The sequence below is a fragment of the Inhella proteolytica genome, from assembly GCF_016093275.1.
In the GTDB taxonomy this organism is placed as follows: Bacteria; Pseudomonadota; Gammaproteobacteria; order Burkholderiales; family Burkholderiaceae_C; genus Inhella; species Inhella proteolytica.
Window position 1 is genome coordinate 235,000 of sequence record NZ_JAEDAK010000004.1, and the last position, 15,774, is coordinate 250,773.

Here is a 15,774-nt window from a genome sequence, read left to right on the forward strand (position 1 = left end):
AGATCGCCGCGCGCTATCGGGCTATCGGGAGACGGCAGATGCAGTCCACGGAGGTGGTTCACAAGCAGCCAGTGCTGGGGGCAGTTCTGGTCGCGGTGATGGATCTGCACCATGAGGTCTTGCCGCGTCTTGCTCAAGTCATGCGCATCCGCCTGCACGACTGGCTCGTGCAACAGCGCGAGGCGCAGGGAGCTGCGTTTGATGCGACCGAGTCGGTCGATCAACTGGTGATCACCACGGCCAGCCTGCCCCTTGCGCATGAGTTCGCACGGTCCTTGTTGGCGCTCTGCCCCGTCGACAGTGCGCTGCCTGCTCTCATACGTCTCGGCTTGGCCTTGGTGACCGACAGCGAGCCGAGCCATCGGGCAGGGCAGCGCGCTCGGCAGCTTGCCCTGGCCGGAGCGCCAGGCGAGTGGAGCATGGACAGCGCGCAGCTGCCGCTGGCAGATGAGCTTCTGGCCTTGGCCTGGCAAGCCAGCAGCCCGGGCGATCGCGTCTCCTACCGTCCCCCCCTGCCACGAGCGCACCTCGTCGATCCACCCGGCCTGGTGCCGGTTGTTGCGGTGATGCCCCTGCGGCGACGCTCGGGGCCCATCGAATTCAATGCCGTGGGCGAACTCTTTGCAGATTCGCTGATCAACCAGCTGTCGCAGTTCAGCCAACTGCGTGTCCTGTCTCGACGCTCCACCACCGAATTGCGCGAACAGGTCGGCAACCTTCCTGGACTTCAGGCCGGGCTGGGCGCCAGCCATGTGCTCAGTGGACGCTTTTCCGTAGGCCTGGGACGCAGCCTGCAGTTGGAACTCAACCTGCATGACTGCACAAGCGGCGCGGAGCTATGGCAAGGGCGATACCAGGGCCTAGTGGATGACTTGATTCAAGGTGATCTGGATCTGGTGGGGCCTTGCGCCAGTGAACTCGCGCACAGCCTGCTGCAGTGCAGTTTGGAGGCCGTGGCCGGCAATACCTGGAGCGAACTGCGCGACTTCGAACGCCTGATCGGCGCTGGAACCCTGCTGTTCCGCCTGAGCGAGGCCGCGTTTCAGCGTGCCCGCGAGCTGCTTGACGAACTGCAGGCCCGGCACCCGCGCAGTCCGCTTGTGCTGGCCTGGCTCGCGATCTGGCACAACATGCAGGTGCTCGACGGCCGCGTAGACATTCAGGTAGGCAAAGAATGCGCGCTGCGCGCCGCGCAAGCAGCCTTGGAGTTGAATCCGGAACAGGCGCTCGCCCATGCCGCCCTGGCTCATTTGCATACCGCGGTGGGACGTCGGCCCGATCTGGCCCTGCCCCACAGCGAGCAGGCTTTGCGTGCCAACCCCAATGAGCCGATGGCCTGGCTGTTCCGTGGGCTGGCGCTGGCCGTACTAGACCGCGGGGGAGAAGCCAGTCAGGCAGCCATGTTGGGCCAGCGGCTCTCACCGCTGGACCCGTGGAGTCATACCTTCGATCTGGTCACCGCAAGTGCCTTGGCCAGCGCCGGGCGCTGGCAAGAGGCGCTGGAGAGTTGCCGGCGCAGTTTGCAGCTCTGCCCTACGCACGGGCCAGCCGTCCGGCAACTCATCACCATCTTGCAGGCTCTGGACCGTGGCGATGAGGCTCGCCGGTGGGTCGACCGCCTGCTGCAACTGCGGCCCGGCTATACGGTCGCGCGGTACCGCCGTGTGACCGATGCCTTGCACTTCCCCGCCATGGAACGCGAAGCGCTGCTGATGGAAGCAGCCGGCGTGCCATTGAGTTAATTCCGCTTGAAGGAGCGAACGATGCTTGCGCCGAACTGCCGCCTTCCCTCAACACCTGCCTGCCCCACGCCGCCCGACTACGGGCCGCTGATTACCCTGGCGCCGGAGCCACCAAACGACATTTCGATCGCACTGATCGAATCCAACCAAGCCGCCGACTTGGCGGTGCTGTGCGAAGCGCGGGGAAGCCTTTTTGAGGCGATCAAGAACAGCACCTCCGACCGAGAGACGCGCCCTCATCATCCGAAGATTGCAGGGGCAAGCGCGCTGGCTCCGGTTGACAGTCCGGCCAAGGTCTTTGACTGGGATCGAGTGCCCCAACTGGCCGTTCTTCAGTTCGAGTTGATCAGCCAGCTTGAGATCGCGGCCCAGTCCGGCTGCGATTTGGAGCTCGGCGTGCGAGGCAAGCCTGCACTGCTGCGGCTGACCCGGCCTAACGAGGCAAAGCTTTCCGCGATGGCAAAGGCGGTTGCTGGCCGAGCAAGTTCGGGCGGCTGCGAAACCGAGATCGCAGCCCAGGCCAAGGGGTCGCTGCTGCTGCATCTGGCGCCCCTGGCCGACCTGTCGCTTGATGAGGAGAGTCCCCTCTTGGCATGCCTTCGCCTGGCCGAAGCGCTGGTGATGCCGGTGCTGCAGCGACTGAAGCATGGCTTGGCGGTCCCTCGCCCCCATGAGGTCGAAAGCATGCCCACGGTCGTCAGGGTGCCTGGCCATGGCGCCATGCCTGCGGGTCATGCCTGCATGGGATTTCTACACGCGAACCTGGTGATCGGGCTCGGTGCACTGGCGGGACGCTCAGGGGTGCGCAACCAGAAGCTTCTGCGAGCTGCGGCACGTATTGCGGACAACCGGGTTCGAGCGGGCCTGCACTACCCTGCCGACAACGTGGCGGGGGCGCTGCTGGGAACCGTAATGGCCCAGGTCCTGCTGTCGGGCCTCTCTTCCGCCCCGCCCATCACAAGCTACACCTTCGACGCCAACCAATCGTCTTCCTCCGGAGAGTTTTCACAAGCGGACTTCGGCGAGAGCCAGGGCTTGCCGGCGGCTTTGCAGCCATGGTCGGCGGCGTTTACCGAAGCCCAGCGATCGCCGGCCGATGCACCAGCACTGCCGATTTGGACGCGCTTGCTACGCGAGGCCGTTCTGGAGGAGTGGAAGTTGAAGCTGTAGCCGGTGGCAGACAGCCTGCTCGTGCCCAGCGTCGGCCCGCCCGTCAGCGCCGCTTTGCTGGCACTGATCGACGTCGGGGGCCACTTCTTGTTCGAAGGCTTGCGCCGTAGCGGTAGATCACGCTTGGTGGCCCTTTGGGACCAAGCCGAAGTTGCCTCTTCGGCTCCCTGGCACAGCGCACCGGGCCAAGGGCGATGGATGGACAGCCTCGGCCTCAATGAGCTGGCGCGCACGACCCTGAACCCTCAGGACGAACTGCATCACTATGGATTTCTAGGCTTCCCACCGGCGCGGCCCATCGACCATGCCACCCAAATGTTGGACTTGATGGCTGGGCCGCATGCCGATGACGCGGCGTCACGAGCGCGGCTGGCCTTGGTTGCACTGCGCCCTCGGAACGCGAGCCAGTTGGGTGACGCCCCGCCCGGCCCGGACATCCTGGCCGCACTGCGATTCCTGCTTGGTTGCACCAGCTCGGCCGTGCTGGTCACCATTGCGATGGGCTGTTGCTGGGGTCCACGCGACGGAAGCACACCCTTCGAGTTGGCTGTGGAGGCGTTATTGAAAGCGCATCCGCGACTGATGGTGGTATGGGCGGGAGGTGGCGCAGAGCGAATGGCTGGCGCAGGCTGGCTTGCGGAACTGCAGGCCGGTGAAACCCTGCACATCGAGTGGCAACCCGAAGCCGCGCTCGATCGAGAAGAGCACCTGGGCCTATGGTGGTCGTCCGCACAGCCGCCTTGCTGGCGGCTCCAAGCGCACGAGTTGCCAGCAGCTCCCTGGATTGACGCTCATGAGCCAGTGTTGGCAAACGAAGGGGCTCGATTAGCTTGCCGATCACAAGCGGCGAGTGGTGAAGCGGTACTGACTCTCGAACCAGCGAGCACCAGCGCTTGGCACTGGGAGCTGCAAGCACGCTCTGCCATGCGTCTGCAACTCTGGCTGATGCGCCCCCCGCAACGGGGGTGGCTGAGGGCAGATCGCGGGCGGCGACCGGTGCGGACCTTGTGGAATGGCCTAGCGGGAAGTCCCTCGGCCGGCGTGACGATGGCTCAGGGGCGCGATGTTCCAGATGGCGTGTTGGCATGGCCGATCCCGTCCGGAGGGATTCCAGCCACCGCGGGCCTGAGTGGCGAGCTCAGATCCTGCGGCGGCAGCAGTGCTGCGGCGGCCCTGGCCAGCCGCGCCTTGTTCAACCAGATGTCAGCTCAGGGCAGAGAGCCGAACCGCCACGGGGACTGGCAAGGGCACTGGCAGGAAGTCAAGCGGCTACTTGCAATCTGAGGGCTTGAGCAGGCAGTTGGCAAGCCGCTGCTGCTGGGCAAGCTTGTCGGCTTCAGCCTTGAGCGCTGCCGCCTCCGCACTGGTCATGTCGGTGGGCAATTTGGCGAGCGTCGAGAGTCCATCCAAACCAGCCTTCAACCCGCCTTTGCTGCCGAGCTGAACACTGGTCACAGCGCCAGAGTCTGCGAAGCCAACCGCGAAGCCACTGCTGCCAAAGAGCGCAGGCTTGGGCAATGGCAGCGCGAAACGTTTGCCCAGCTGCGCGATCGGTAAGGCCTGATTCCAGATCACCTGAGGCTTGCTTTTGCCTTCGAGACCCAAATCCACAACCTGGACCCTAATGCGCCCTGGCCAACGGGACCAGATCTGGGGACCGCTCGGGGCGCCCGCCAATTGCAGGGGCGGTGAGTCCGTCTCGCTCCCCATTACCTGATGGCGAAGTTCGCTCAAAAGGGGTTTCACCTGTTCAAAGGCATGCGCGCTATCCGCCGTTGGCTTGAAGTCCATGAACGGTCCCGGCTCGCCGTCTAGTGCGATGCCGGCGCGCAGCGTGATCGCGATGGCGTGTCCATCCCCGGCCTGTCGAACCCACGCGCAGGCCTTCTGCGTGTCAGTTAGATCAGTTCTTGCGAAGGGCACCACCGCTGCACCCGCCAATGCTGTCGCCAAACCCGCTGCGGCCTTGATGATCGAGTCGCCCTGGCCCGCACTGGCGGTGTTGATGCCCTTCAAGCGTCCGTCCTCTGTCCACTCCAGCTTGACATCAACGTCAGCCCAGGCTCCTCGCAACTCGCTCAAATCCAGCCACTCTTCCGCCTTGGGATCAGCCCGATGTTGCAGGTTGGGGACGACCGAGGTCGCCACAAGCGCTCGGTCTGCCGCATCACAACTCACACTCCGAACCACGGTCAAGCTCAAACTGCTGGTCGGGAGGTAGTAGCGCAACTTGAGTTCCGGAAGTTGTGCGCACCCGGCCAATAGCATTGGGACCATCCACACGCAGGCTCGCATCGCATCCTCCCTGGTTGACTCATGGGGTAGTCAGTTTGGCGGTGCAGCGAGTTCACGACCAGCGCCAAGTTGCGGATGCCAATGTGGCCCTGCTCCCCCTAGACTTTTACGACATGCAAGTACGCGCGCAGCACGGGCGCCACTTCGCACTTCTCGGCAAACCCGCCTACTGAATTCAGCCCACGCTCGTTCCCCTCGCCGTGCTTCTGGCCACGCCCTACGACATCCGGTCGTTGAATTCAGGTCAGCCCAGCGCGTCTTGAGGCTTGGGCACTCACGACGCCAACTCTGACCCATGGATCTCAGCCACTACCTCCGCATCCAAGCCCACGCCAACCACCTGATGAACCAGCGCCTGGCTCGCGCGATGCAGGGCCTGGCGCAGGCCGAGTTCCAGGCCCCGCGCGTGGGCTTCTTTCCGAGCCTGGCCGCCACGCTGGGGCACATCCTGGAAGTCGATCTGTTCTACGTGGCGGTGCTTGAAGGTGAGGCCAATGCACGCCAGGTGTTCGAAACCTTCCGCAACCCCGAGACCCTGGTCGACTGGGATGCCGCGCAGCGTGCGGTGGACCAGCGCTTGATCGCCTTCTGCGCCGGCCTGGATGCCGCCGGCTGCGACGCGGCGGTGCGCATCCCGCGCGCCGACCATGTGCAAGTGGACCGGGTGGCGCATCTGCTGGCCCATCTGTTCATGCACCAGACGCACCACCGCGGCCAGGTGCACGCCATGCTCAGCAGCACCGCGGTAGCGCCGCCGCAGCTGGATGAATTCATGATGCCCAGCGAGGCCCATCTGCGTGAGCCCGACATGGCGGCGCTGGGGTGGCGCGAGGCCCAGGTCTACGGTCAGGCTTGACGCCATGGACCTGGCCTTGAGTCTGCTGCTGGCGGCCGGCGCCGCGCTGCTGCTGTTCGGGCTGGCGGCCAGTGCCATGACGCTGACGGCCATCCGCCGCCTGCGCTTGCTGCCGCCCGAAACCCAGGCCCTGGCCGAACTGCCGGCTGAGGCCAGCAGCGCCTTGGCGCCGGGCCTGGCCCTGGTCGAGGCGCTGGGCTTCGGCGCCCCACAGGCCTTGCGCGTGGTGGCGCTCAGCAGCGCCGGGCGCCCGCTGCCGCAGCATGCGCTGGTGCTGACGCATGCCGACGGCGCCGCCGCCTACCTGCTGCAGCTGGCGGTGCCGGATCGGGGGCGCGTCTTCGCGCTGTACTTCGTCAGCCGCACGGCGGATGGCCAGACCCTGGTGACACGCAACCGCGCCAGCATCGCCGGAGCGCTGGACCTGCCCGACACCGAGACCCAGGACCTGTGGCTGCCGAGCTGGGCCGCCGTCTGGCAGGCCCACCGCGCCCGCATGCGGGCGCTGCGCGCCGATGCCTCGGCTTGGCTGCGCTGGCCGGCCGAGCACTGGGTGGCGGCCGGTGCGCTGGCCGAGCGCCAGGCCTTCGAGCTGCGCGTCCAGCGCGGCGACTACCTGCCCGCGGGTGACGGCAGCTTCCGCATCGGCGCGCGGGCCGCCTTGCGCATGCTGGGGCGCGCCTGGGCCGTGTTCGGGCCCTCGCAGCGGGGCATGGCGGACGACGTCAGCCCCGACGCGCATCCGGCCCGCCCGGAGCATCCGATCGAGACCTTTGAGCGCGAGCAGCAGGCGGCGCAGGGCACACAGCGCTCGGCGCGCGCCAAATGGCTGCTCTTCCTGGCCACTGCCGCGGCCGCCGCGCTGTCCTTCGGCTTCAGCATGGACTGGAAGTCCCTGCCCATCCTGCTGGGTGTGCTGCTGTTCCACGAGCTCGGGCATCTGGCCGCCATGCGGCTGTGCGGCTACCGCGATCTGCAGGTCTTCTTCCTGCCCTTCATGGGGGCCGCGGTGAGCGGCCGGCCGCAGCAGCCCGGCGTCGGCAAGGAGCTCTTCGTGCTGCTGGCCGGGCCGCTGCCCGGCCTGCTGCTGGGCCTGGCGGCCCTGCTCTGGCCGCCCATCGACGCCCCCTGGCTGCGCAGCACCGCCTGGTTCGCCGTGTTCCTGAACATGGCCAATCTGCTGCCCTTCCATCCGCTGGACGGCGGCAAGGTGTTCGAGCTGCTGCTGCTGAGTCGCTGGCCCTGGGCCGCCCTGGCCGGCCGCGCGCTCGGCCTGCTGGCCCTGGCCGCCTGGGTGCTGAATGCCGGCGGCGGCGCCAGCCGCCTGGTGTTCCTGGGCGCGCTGCTGCTGATGGCCCTGGGGCTGGGGCAACAGGCCCGCCAGGCACGCCTGGCCAGCCATCTGCGCGCCCAGGGCCGCTGGGGCGGGCTGACGCGCGAGGCGGCGCTGCAGGCCTTGTTCCAGGCGATCCAGACCCTGGGCTATGGGCGCCGCGCCTGGGCCGAGCAGAAGTTGCTGGTGGAGGCCCTGCTGCCGCTGGCGCAGCGCCCTCGCTTGCGCCGGCCCGCACGCGCTGCCGGCCTGCTGCTCTACGCCCTGTGCCTGAGCCTGCCGCTGCTGGCTGTCGCCCTGCACGGCCAGCCCGGCTTGCCCAGCCGTTCCACCCCCGCCCAGGCCACGGACCCGGCCCAGTACCTGCGCACCCGAAACGCCGAACTGCAGGCCTTGCGCGCCCGCCTGGCGGCTCTGCCCGAGCCGGCCGCCCAGTGGCGGCTGCTGGAGGAGGAGCTGGACGGCGTCAGCGAGGAACTGGCCGAGCACCGGCCCGGCCAACTGCCCGCGGCCGAGGCCCTGCTGCGCGATGCCGTCCAGCTGGCCCCACGCCTGCCCGATCCCGTGGCCCGCCAGGTGCAGCTGGCGCTGTGGCAGTTCCAGTCCAAGGCCGAAGCGGCCGAGCGCCTGGCCCTGCTGGAGCAGGCGCTGGCGCATTACGACAGGACCGAATCCGCCGCCTCCGACCCGGCCCTGCTGTTCCGCGCCACCGCGCGCTGGCTGGAGACCGAGGGGACGCGCGCTCCCGAGCGGCGGCAGGCGCTGATCGACCGCGCCCTGGCGCGCGGTGCCGGCCTGGCGGCCGGGCCGGATGCCGCCGCGCTGCGCCGCCAGCACCTGGACGCCCTGCACGCCCAGGGCGAGTCCGCCGCCCTGTTCGCCTTGCTGCAGACCTGGCAGGCCGCCGCTCCCGCCGACCCCCTGCTGCATGAAGACCTGGCCCAGCTGCAGCTCGATGCCACCGTCGCGGCGCGCGGCGCTGCCGCGGGCCTGGACTGGCTGGACCGCGTGCTGCCCAGCCTGCAGGCCATGGCGGGGCCGGACCCGCATCCGGGCGCCAGCCTGCGCCGCCAGGGTCTGTGGCTGGCCGAGTCCGCCGGCCGGGCCGACTGGGCGCAGACCCAGGCGCCCTTGCTGCCCGAGGCGAAGCTCGGCAGCCGTCCAGCGTCCTGGTCGCGCCGCTTCCTGCTCTGGATCAGCGGTGCGCAAGCGCCCAATCCGCACAGCACGCTGCGGGCGCTCGAGCAGGCCCATTGGCGCGGCGACTTCGCGGCCGCCGCGGCGGCGGCGCAGCGTTGGCGGGAACAGAGCGGCCGCAGCAGCCTGCAGCTGCCGGACCTGGGCGATGCCAGCGGCCTGGCGGCCCGCCGCCAGCAGCTGATCCAGCAGGCCCGCCGCGCGCTGTACGAGCGCTACGGCCTGCAGTGAGCCTGCCCGCTCCTCAGGCCAGGCGCTTGTCCAGGCAGATCGACTCCGCGCGCCCGACGTAGGCCCCGTAGGGCGCGCATTCGCGGTAGCCGGCGGCGGCGTAGAAGGCCAGCGCATCCGCGTTGGCGCGGCGCGTGCTCAGCCTCAGCTGCCGCCAGCCGGCCAGCCAGGCCTCGTGTTCCAGGTAGTCCAGCAGGCGCTGGCCCACGCCCTGACGGGCTTGTAGCGCATGCATGCGCTTGAGCTCGGCTACGCCGGCTTCGCCTGCCAGCGGGCGCAGCGCGCCGCAGCCCTGGGCCGTGCCATCGGCGGCGCGGGCCAGCACGAACAGCGTGGCGCCCTGGAAATTGGCGCGGCCATCGCTGCCGAATCGCTGCATCAGCAGGGCCGAGAGCGCGTCCTGCAGCGCCAGCGCCTCGGGGTGATCGCTGGCCACCGGCTGCACCCATTCGCCCCGCGCGCCCAGGCGCTTGAACATCACCTGCGTGGGCTCCAGCGCGCCGGCGGTGCTCATAGCGTAGGCGGGGATGTGGCCGCAGACCTGGTAGCCCAGGCGCCGGTACAGGCGCTCGGCGGGGCTGGCGCGCACGGTGTCCAGCACCAGCAGGCGGCGGCCCTGCTGCACGGCGGCCGCCTCGGCGGCCTGCATCAGCTGCGCCCCCAGGCCACGCTGGCGCGCGGCCGGCGCCACCATGACCTTGCAGACCTCAGCGCGGTGCGCGCCGTTGGCCGGCGTGTCCAGCACCAGCTGGGCACTGCCCAGCACCTGATCGCCCGCGACGGCCACGAAGCCTTGGCGCTCGCCGCGCCGGCAGCTGTCCTGGCAGCGCTGCCAGAAGGCGCGCGCAGCGTCCTCACTCGGGGTGGCCGTCCAGCCGATGCTGGCGCCCAGGGCCACGGTGTCACGCAGCAGCGGCACCAGGGCGTCAGGGTTCAGGTCTTGCAGGGGAACGAGCTTCATCGGGGGTTGGTGATGGCAATCAGGTAACGGGCTTCGGCGGCGCCGGGCACCTCGAAGGCGGAGGGGCCCCAGAGCTTGAAGCTGAGCGAATCGCCGGCGCGCAGCTCGTGCAGCTGCTCGCCCAGCGTCAGGTTCAGCCGCCCAGCGATCAGCCACAGGTGCTGCTCCAGGCCCGGCAGCGGCGGGTGCTCGTAGGCGATGCGCGCGCCGGGCTTGAGCCGGCCTTCGATCAGTTCTGTGGCAAAGCCGGCCAGCGGCGGCGCCAGCATGCGGCGCGTGAAGCCACTGGCCTCGTCCTGCCACAGCGGCTGCTGGGCGGCGGGCAGGTGGCGGGCCGGAGCCGACTCCACATCGGCCAGCAGGCGCGACATGGTGAGCCCATGCGCCGCGCACAGGCGGTTGAGCAGGCTGGCGGTGGGGCTGGTCTCGGCCCGCTCCAGGCGGGAAAGCGTGGCGCGGCTGATGCCGCTGCGCGTGGCCAGCTCGTCCAGGCTCCAGCCCGCGGCGGCGCGCAGCGCGGCCAGGCGCTGGGCCAGGCGCCGCTCCAGCGCGGGGTCCTCAGGGGGTTCGGTCGTGTCGGCGGCAGTTCTCATATTTGAGACAATGGTAGTCAGTTTTGAGAAATGCCGTCAAGGCATGATGCGCGCCATGCCCTCGCTTCCCCTGCTCGCCGCCGTGGCCACCATCCTGGTCTGGGGCCTGAACTTCCCTTTGCAGAAGGCCTTGTTCGGCCTGATGGGCCCGGTGGCCTTCGTGGGCCTGCGCTACCTGATCGCGCCGGTCTGCTCGGTGCTGCTGCTGTGCATCTACTTCCGCTGGAACTGGCCGCGCCTGGCGCGCGCGGACTGGTGGAAGCTGCTGCCGGTGGCGCTGATCGGCCAGGCCCTGCACCTGGTGCTGGCGGCCGTGGGCCTGCAGGGCTCCACGCCCTTTTCGGCCAGCGTGCTGCTGGCCTGCGGGCCGGTGTTCACGCTGCTGATCTTGCGCGCCCTGCGCGTGGAGCACCTGACCTGGGCGCAGTGGCTGGGCGTGGCGGTGGCCGCGGGCGGGGCCCTGGCCTTCACGGCGGAGAAGCTGCTGGCCGGGGCCTGGGCCGCCAGCGCCGGCGATGGTGTGCTGCTGCTGGCCGCCGCGCTGTTCAGCTACTACTCGGTGGCCAGCAAGCCGCTCATCCAGGCGCATGGCGGCGTGGCGGTGCTGGCCTATGGCACCCTGCTGGGCGCCCTGCCCACGCTGGCCTATTGCACCCCCGCGCTGGCCACCGTGCCCTGGGGCACGCTGCCGGCCTGGGCCTGGGCAGGCACGCTGTGGAGCGTGATCGGTGGCGGCTTCATCGGCTGGCTGGCCTGGGGCTATGCGGGCGCGCGGCGCGGCGTGGGCCGCACCGCGCCGCTGATCTACCTGATGCCGGTGGTGGCCGGGCTGGCGTCCTGGCTGTTCGTGGACGAAGCCTTCACGCTGGCCAAGCTGGGTAGCGCGGCGCTGATCCTGGCCGGCGTGGCCCTGGCGCAGTTCGGCAGCCGCAAGCCGCCCATTGACAGCCCGCCGGGCGAATGAAACCCACCTCCGCCCAGACGCGCCGGCTGCGCGAGATGTACCGCAGCGCCGGCTGGCCCTGCCTGGACAGCCTGGAGCTGGAGCTGCTGGCCGCCGGCTGGCTGGAGCGCCTGCAGGACCCGGACGGGCGCGAACGCCTGCGCCTGACGGACGCTGGCGTCCAGGCCGCCGTGCTGGGCCTGCAAGGCAACCGCGCGCGCCGCGATGCCCACGAAGACCTGGTGGCCCGCACCGCCACCGAACTGCAACGCGCCGGCCGCCTGGTGTGGACCCGCCTGAGCCTGCGCGCCGGGCTGGCGCGCGAGCCCGCCCCGGAGCGCCCCGAGCTGCTGCCCGCCGCCAGCGCGCCGCCCCCAAAGCGCTGGCTGCTTTGCGAGCCCGACGTCTACTCCCTCTACCCCAGCAGCAAGCCCGAGGGCCTGGCCGTGGCCATCCACGAGATCAAGGTGCGCCGCGCCGACCTGCTGGCCGACCTGCGCCGCCCCGACAAGCGCGCCGCCTATGCCGCCCTGTCCAGCCAGACCTGGTTCGTGCTGGCCGCCGGCATTGCCGAGGTGCAGGAGATCCCGGAAGGCTTTGGCGTGTGGATCGCCCACCCCACCCACTTCGAGCTGGGCCGCCCGGCCCCGCAGCGCCCCCACGCCATCGACCACGGCACCTTCCTGGCCCTGGCCAAGGCCAGCCCGCAGCCCTTCGACAATGCCGCCGCCCAGCCCCCGCTGACGGACGCATGAACCCCGCCACACGCCCCCACCCACTCCACCCCAGCACCGTGCTGGTGCTGCTGTTCGCCGCCGCCATTGCCACCGGCACCCTGCTGCTCGCCTTGCCGCTGGCACAACGCAGTGGCCTGGGCGGCGGCTGGCTCACGGCCTTGTTCACCGCCACCTCGGCGGTGTGCGTCACCGGCCTGGCGGTGGTGGACACGGGCACGCATTGGTCGCTGTTCGGCCAGTCGGTCATCCTGGGCCTGATCCAGATCGGCGGCTTCGGCCTGATGACGGCGGCCAGCCTGCTGGGCATGTTGGTGAACTCGCAGTTGCGCGTGCGCTCGCGCCTGCTGCTGCAGGCCGAGAACCGCGCGCTCTCGCTGGGCGATGTGCGCAGCGTGGCCAAGCTGGTGGCCGTCATCACCCTCACCGTGGAGGCCCTGGCCACCCTGGCGCTGACGCTGCGCTTTGCCTTCAGCTACGACATGGCCTGGCGCGACGCCGCCTGGCACGGCCTGTTCCACGCCGTCTCGGCCTTCAACAACGCGGGCTTCTCCACCTTCCCGGACAACGTGATGCGCTTCGTGGCCGATGGCTGGGTGCTGAGCCCGCTGATGGCGGCCATCGTCATCGGCGGCCTGGGCTTCCCAGTGCTGCACGAGCTGCTGCTGCGCCGGCGCGACCGCGTGCGCTTGTCGCTGCACAGCCAGCTCACGCTGGCCGGCACGGCCGTGCTGCTGCTGGGCGGCGCGCTGGCCTTTGCCAACAGCGAATGGAACGGCACGCTCAAAAGCCTGGATGCCGCGGGCCGCTTCTGGGGTGCGCTGTTCACCTCGGTGTCGGCCCGCACCGCGGGCTTCAACAGCCTGGACGTGGCCGCCTTCAACACCGAAACCCTGCTGCTGCACGATTTGCTGATGTTCATCGGCGGTGGCAGCGCGGGCACCGCCGGCGGCCTGAAGGTGACCACCGCGGGCGTGCTGCTGCTGGCCGTGTGGTGCGAGGTGCGCGGCTACCGCGACGTGGAGTTCGCCGGCCGCCGCCTGCACGAGGGCGCGCTGCGCCAGGCGCTCACGGTGCTGGTGCTCTCCAGCGCCGTGATCGGCCTGGGCACGCTCACCCTGGTGCCGCTGGTGCAGCACCTGCCCGGCATCCGCTACGAGGCGGTGCTGTTCGAGGTGGTGTCCGCCTTCGCCACCGTGGGCCTGTCCACCGGCCTCACGCCGCAGCTGCCGCCGGCCGGCCAGTTGCTGCTGGTGGGCCTGATGTTCCTGGGCCGCGTCGGCATCGTCACCCTGGTGGTGGCGCTGGCCCAGCAGGCCAGCCGCCGGCCCTACCGTTACCCCGAGGAGAAGCCGCTTGTTGGATAAAGACTTCAAAGCCTGCGACAGCGTCGTCGTCATCGGCCTGGGCCGCTTTGGCAGCGCCGTGGCGCGGGCCTTGCAACGCCTCGGGCACGACGTGCTGGCGCTGGACCAGAACGCCGAATCGGTGCAAGCCGCGGCGGATGAACTGCCCCATGTGGTGCAGGCCGACGCCACCGACCTGGAAACCCTCAAGCAGCTGGACGTGGCCAGCTTCCGCCATGCCGTGGTGAGCATGGGCGAGAGCCTGGAGTCCACCGTGCTGACGGTGTTGAACCTCAGCCAGATGGGCTGCAAGGACATCTGGGTGAAGGCCAACAACCCGGCCCACGGCCGGGTGGCCGAGCGCCTGGGCGCCCACCATGTGATCTACCCCGAGGCCGACATGGGCGAGCGGGTGGCGCACCTGGTGACGGGCAAGATGATCGACTTCATCGAGTTCGACGACGGCTTCGCCATCGCCAAGACGCGCGCACCCGCCGAGACGCACGGCAAGCCGCTGAGCGAATCGAATGTGCGCCAGCGCCATGGCATCACGGTGGTGGGCGTCAAGCGCCGCCACCAGGACTTCATCTACGCCCGCCCCGAGACCGTGATTCAGGCCGGCGACCAGCTCATCGTCGCGGGCGCCACGCCGGTGGTGGAGCGCTTTGCGGCGCGGGTATGAAGGCCCTCGCGCGCATGCAGCCCCCCCGGCCTGGGCTTGTGGATCCAGTGAGCAGGTTCGACCGCGGGCGCGGCAGACGGCGGTGCCCCGCCCGCTCAGCGCCCACCCTCCAAGGGGGGCGGCAGCACGCCTTCGCCCAGCACCGCCGGCATGGTCAAGATGAAGCGGCTGCCCTGCCCGGGGCTGGACTCCAGCTCCAGCCGCCCGCCCAGCACCTGCATGCTGAGGTTGCGCGCTATCGACAGGCCCAGACCCGATCCTCCCTTGCCCAGGCGGGTGGTGAAGAAGGGTTCGAACACGCGGCGCTGGGTCGCGACGTCCATGCCCAGGCCGTCGTCTTCACACACCAGCTTGATCAGGCCTTGGGGCAGCGTGCTGGCGCGCAGCGTCACGCAACCGGTGGGGCGGCCCTCGAATGCGTGCAGCGCCGCATTCAGGGCCAGGTTCATCACCACTTGGCTGAGAGCCCCGGGGTAGCTGTCCATCTGGATCTCGCCCACCACCTCGCGCTGGAACTCGATCTGGCGGTGGCGGAAGTTCGGGCGCAGCATTTCCAGCACCTCTTCGAGCATTTCCGCCAGCTCAAAGCAGCGGCGGCGCTCGGAGGCCTGGTCCACCGCCACCTGCTTGAAGCTGTGCACCAGATGGGCGGCGCGGTGGATGGAGCGCTCGGTCAGTTCGGATGCGTCCTGCATGCGGCGCGTGAGCTGCAGCAGCTCGCTGCGCCGCACCGGGCCGGCGGCCACGCATTGGGCCATCTCGTTGGCCGTGGCGCCCAGGGTGGTGGCGCTGGCCAGCGCGTTGCCAATCGGGGTGTTCAGCTCGTGCGCCACTCCCGCCACCAGGCTGCCCATGGCGGTCAGCTTCTCGGCTTCCACTAGCTCCTGCTGCGCGGCTTGCAGGCGGGCCAATGCGCTGCTGAGCTCCTGGGTGCGCTCGGCCACGCGCGCCTCCAGCTCCAGGTTGAGCCGGCGCAGCTCGGCATCGCGGCGCTGCAGCTCCAGCCCCTGCGTGTGCAGGGCCTGCACCTTGCCTTCGAGCGCCTCGTTCAGACCCGCGATCTCCTCCATGTCCTCCTGGTGGCTGCGCAGGAAGTAGCGCAGCGCCAGGTAGCTCATGGCCACCAGAAAGGTCAGGATCAAGCCCTGGGTGGGCGCCGGCAGCGCCGGCACAGCCGGCTGCAGCCCCAGGCTGCGCGTCAGGGTGATGAAGCCCAGCGCCAGCGCCTCGCCCACTGCCAGGGCCAGGGCCTGGGCCGGGCCCAGCAGCGCACCGGCCAACAGGATGAGCAGCGGAAAGGCAAACAGCCCGGGGTTGTTCAAGCCCCCCGTGGTGACGGCCTGGGCCGCCACGCTCAGGAAGGCGCCCCAGGCCAGGGTGGCCGCTGCAGCCCGCAGGCGCTCGCGGCGCATCAGCGCGTAGCTCAGGGCCACGGTGGGCATCAGGCAGACCACCGCCACGAAACGCTGCGGCGGCAGTTGGTGCTCCACCAGCAGGCCCAGGCTGATCAAGGTGAGCAGCAGCAGTGCGGTGAGCGCCACCATCAGGCGCACCACGCGGCGCAGGCGCTCACGCGCCGACGTCTCCAGCCGCGAGAGTCTGAAGTAGGAATGATCGAGGTTGGGGCTCATCCGCATCTGCCCGGCGCCACAAAGGTGTGGAGTTTGCGCCGTGGCGTTGCCGGCGGCTTC

The 15,774-nt window shown here is 69.7% G+C and carries 13 protein-coding genes; 9 read left to right on the forward strand and 4 right to left on the reverse strand.

The genetic code is table 11. The features are described from left to right. Window positions 1-38 precede the first annotated feature (38 nt). The 3 genes from I7X39_RS07930 (at window position 39) to I7X39_RS07940 (ending at window position 4,196) form a co-directional block, all read left to right on the forward strand. Window positions 39-1,742 (forward strand): tetratricopeptide repeat protein, encoded by a 1,704-nt coding sequence (locus tag I7X39_RS07930; protein WP_198110438.1) that lies wholly within the window; start codon window positions 39-41, stop codon window positions 1,740-1,742. Between the two features lie 21 nt (window positions 1,743-1,763). Next, window positions 1,764-2,912, forward strand: coding sequence for a phosphatase PAP2 family protein (locus I7X39_RS07935; protein ID WP_198110439.1), 1,149 nt, complete (start codon window positions 1,764-1,766; stop codon window positions 2,910-2,912). A gap of 198 nt (window positions 2,913-3,110) precedes the next feature. After that, entirely contained in the window at window positions 3,111-4,196 is a 1,086-nt protein-coding gene (locus I7X39_RS07940) for a hypothetical protein (protein ID WP_198110440.1), read from the forward strand. Here the strand turns inward: I7X39_RS07940 and I7X39_RS07945 are convergent. After that, window positions 4,182-5,141 (reverse strand): hypothetical protein, encoded by a 960-nt coding sequence (locus tag I7X39_RS07945; protein WP_198110441.1) that lies wholly within the window; start codon window positions 5,139-5,141, stop codon window positions 4,182-4,184. The two genes, I7X39_RS07940 and I7X39_RS07945, sit on opposite strands and share 15 nt — an antisense overlap. A gap of 361 nt (window positions 5,142-5,502) precedes the next feature. On the opposite strand from I7X39_RS07945, the gene I7X39_RS07950 reads away from it, so the two are divergent. Together I7X39_RS07950 and I7X39_RS07955 are read left to right on the forward strand one after the other, a co-directional pair. Further along, complete coding sequence (locus I7X39_RS07950) at window positions 5,503-6,063, forward strand: DinB family protein (protein WP_198110442.1); 561 nt, start codon at window positions 5,503-5,505, stop codon at window positions 6,061-6,063. 4 nt (window positions 6,064-6,067) lie between these two features. After that, the gene (locus I7X39_RS07955; RefSeq protein WP_198110443.1) at window positions 6,068-8,824 is read left to right on the forward strand and encodes a site-2 protease family protein; all 2,757 of its coding nucleotides are present in this window, start codon (window positions 6,068-6,070) and stop codon (window positions 8,822-8,824) included. Window positions 8,825-8,837: 13 nt separating this feature from the next. Here I7X39_RS07955 and I7X39_RS07960 read toward each other — a convergent pair whose 3' ends face one another. Further along, complete coding sequence (locus I7X39_RS07960; protein ID WP_198110444.1) at window positions 8,838-9,785, reverse strand: GNAT family N-acetyltransferase; 948 nt, start codon at window positions 9,783-9,785, stop codon at window positions 8,838-8,840. Beyond that, window positions 9,782-10,378, reverse strand: coding sequence for a helix-turn-helix domain-containing protein (locus tag I7X39_RS07965; protein WP_198110445.1), 597 nt, complete (start codon window positions 10,376-10,378; stop codon window positions 9,782-9,784). Before I7X39_RS07965 ends, I7X39_RS07960 begins: the two co-directional genes overlap by 4 nt. A 55-nt stretch (window positions 10,379-10,433) precedes the next feature. Here I7X39_RS07965 and I7X39_RS07970 point away from each other — a divergent pair, with 55 nt between their 5' ends. Genes I7X39_RS07970 through I7X39_RS07985 form a run of 4 tightly spaced genes read left to right on the forward strand, consistent with a single transcriptional unit; the run spans window position 10,434 to window position 14,083 of the window. Further along, a complete protein-coding gene (locus I7X39_RS07970) occupies window positions 10,434-11,342 on the forward strand; it encodes a DMT family transporter (RefSeq protein ID WP_232351811.1) in 909 nt (302 codons plus the stop codon). After that, window positions 11,339-12,076 (forward strand): hypothetical protein, encoded by a 738-nt coding sequence (locus I7X39_RS07975; protein ID WP_198110447.1) that lies wholly within the window; start codon window positions 11,339-11,341, stop codon window positions 12,074-12,076. Before I7X39_RS07970 ends, I7X39_RS07975 begins: the two co-directional genes overlap by 4 nt. Continuing rightward, window positions 12,073-13,422: a TrkH family potassium uptake protein gene (locus tag I7X39_RS07980; protein WP_198110448.1), complete on the forward strand. Its 1,350-nt coding sequence runs from the start codon at window positions 12,073-12,075 to the stop codon at window positions 13,420-13,422. The genes I7X39_RS07975 and I7X39_RS07980 overlap by 4 nt, the downstream gene beginning before the upstream one ends. Beyond that, window positions 13,412-14,083, forward strand: a complete 672-nt coding sequence (locus I7X39_RS07985; RefSeq protein ID WP_198110449.1) for a potassium channel family protein — start codon at window positions 13,412-13,414, stop codon at window positions 14,081-14,083. The genes I7X39_RS07980 and I7X39_RS07985 overlap by 11 nt, the downstream gene beginning before the upstream one ends. 95 nt (window positions 14,084-14,178) lie before the next feature. On the opposite strand, the gene I7X39_RS07990 is transcribed toward I7X39_RS07985, so the two are convergent. Beyond that, window positions 14,179-15,714 (reverse strand): sensor histidine kinase, encoded by a 1,536-nt coding sequence (locus tag I7X39_RS07990; RefSeq protein ID WP_198110450.1) that lies wholly within the window; start codon window positions 15,712-15,714, stop codon window positions 14,179-14,181. Between the last annotated feature and the right edge of the window lie 60 nt (window positions 15,715-15,774).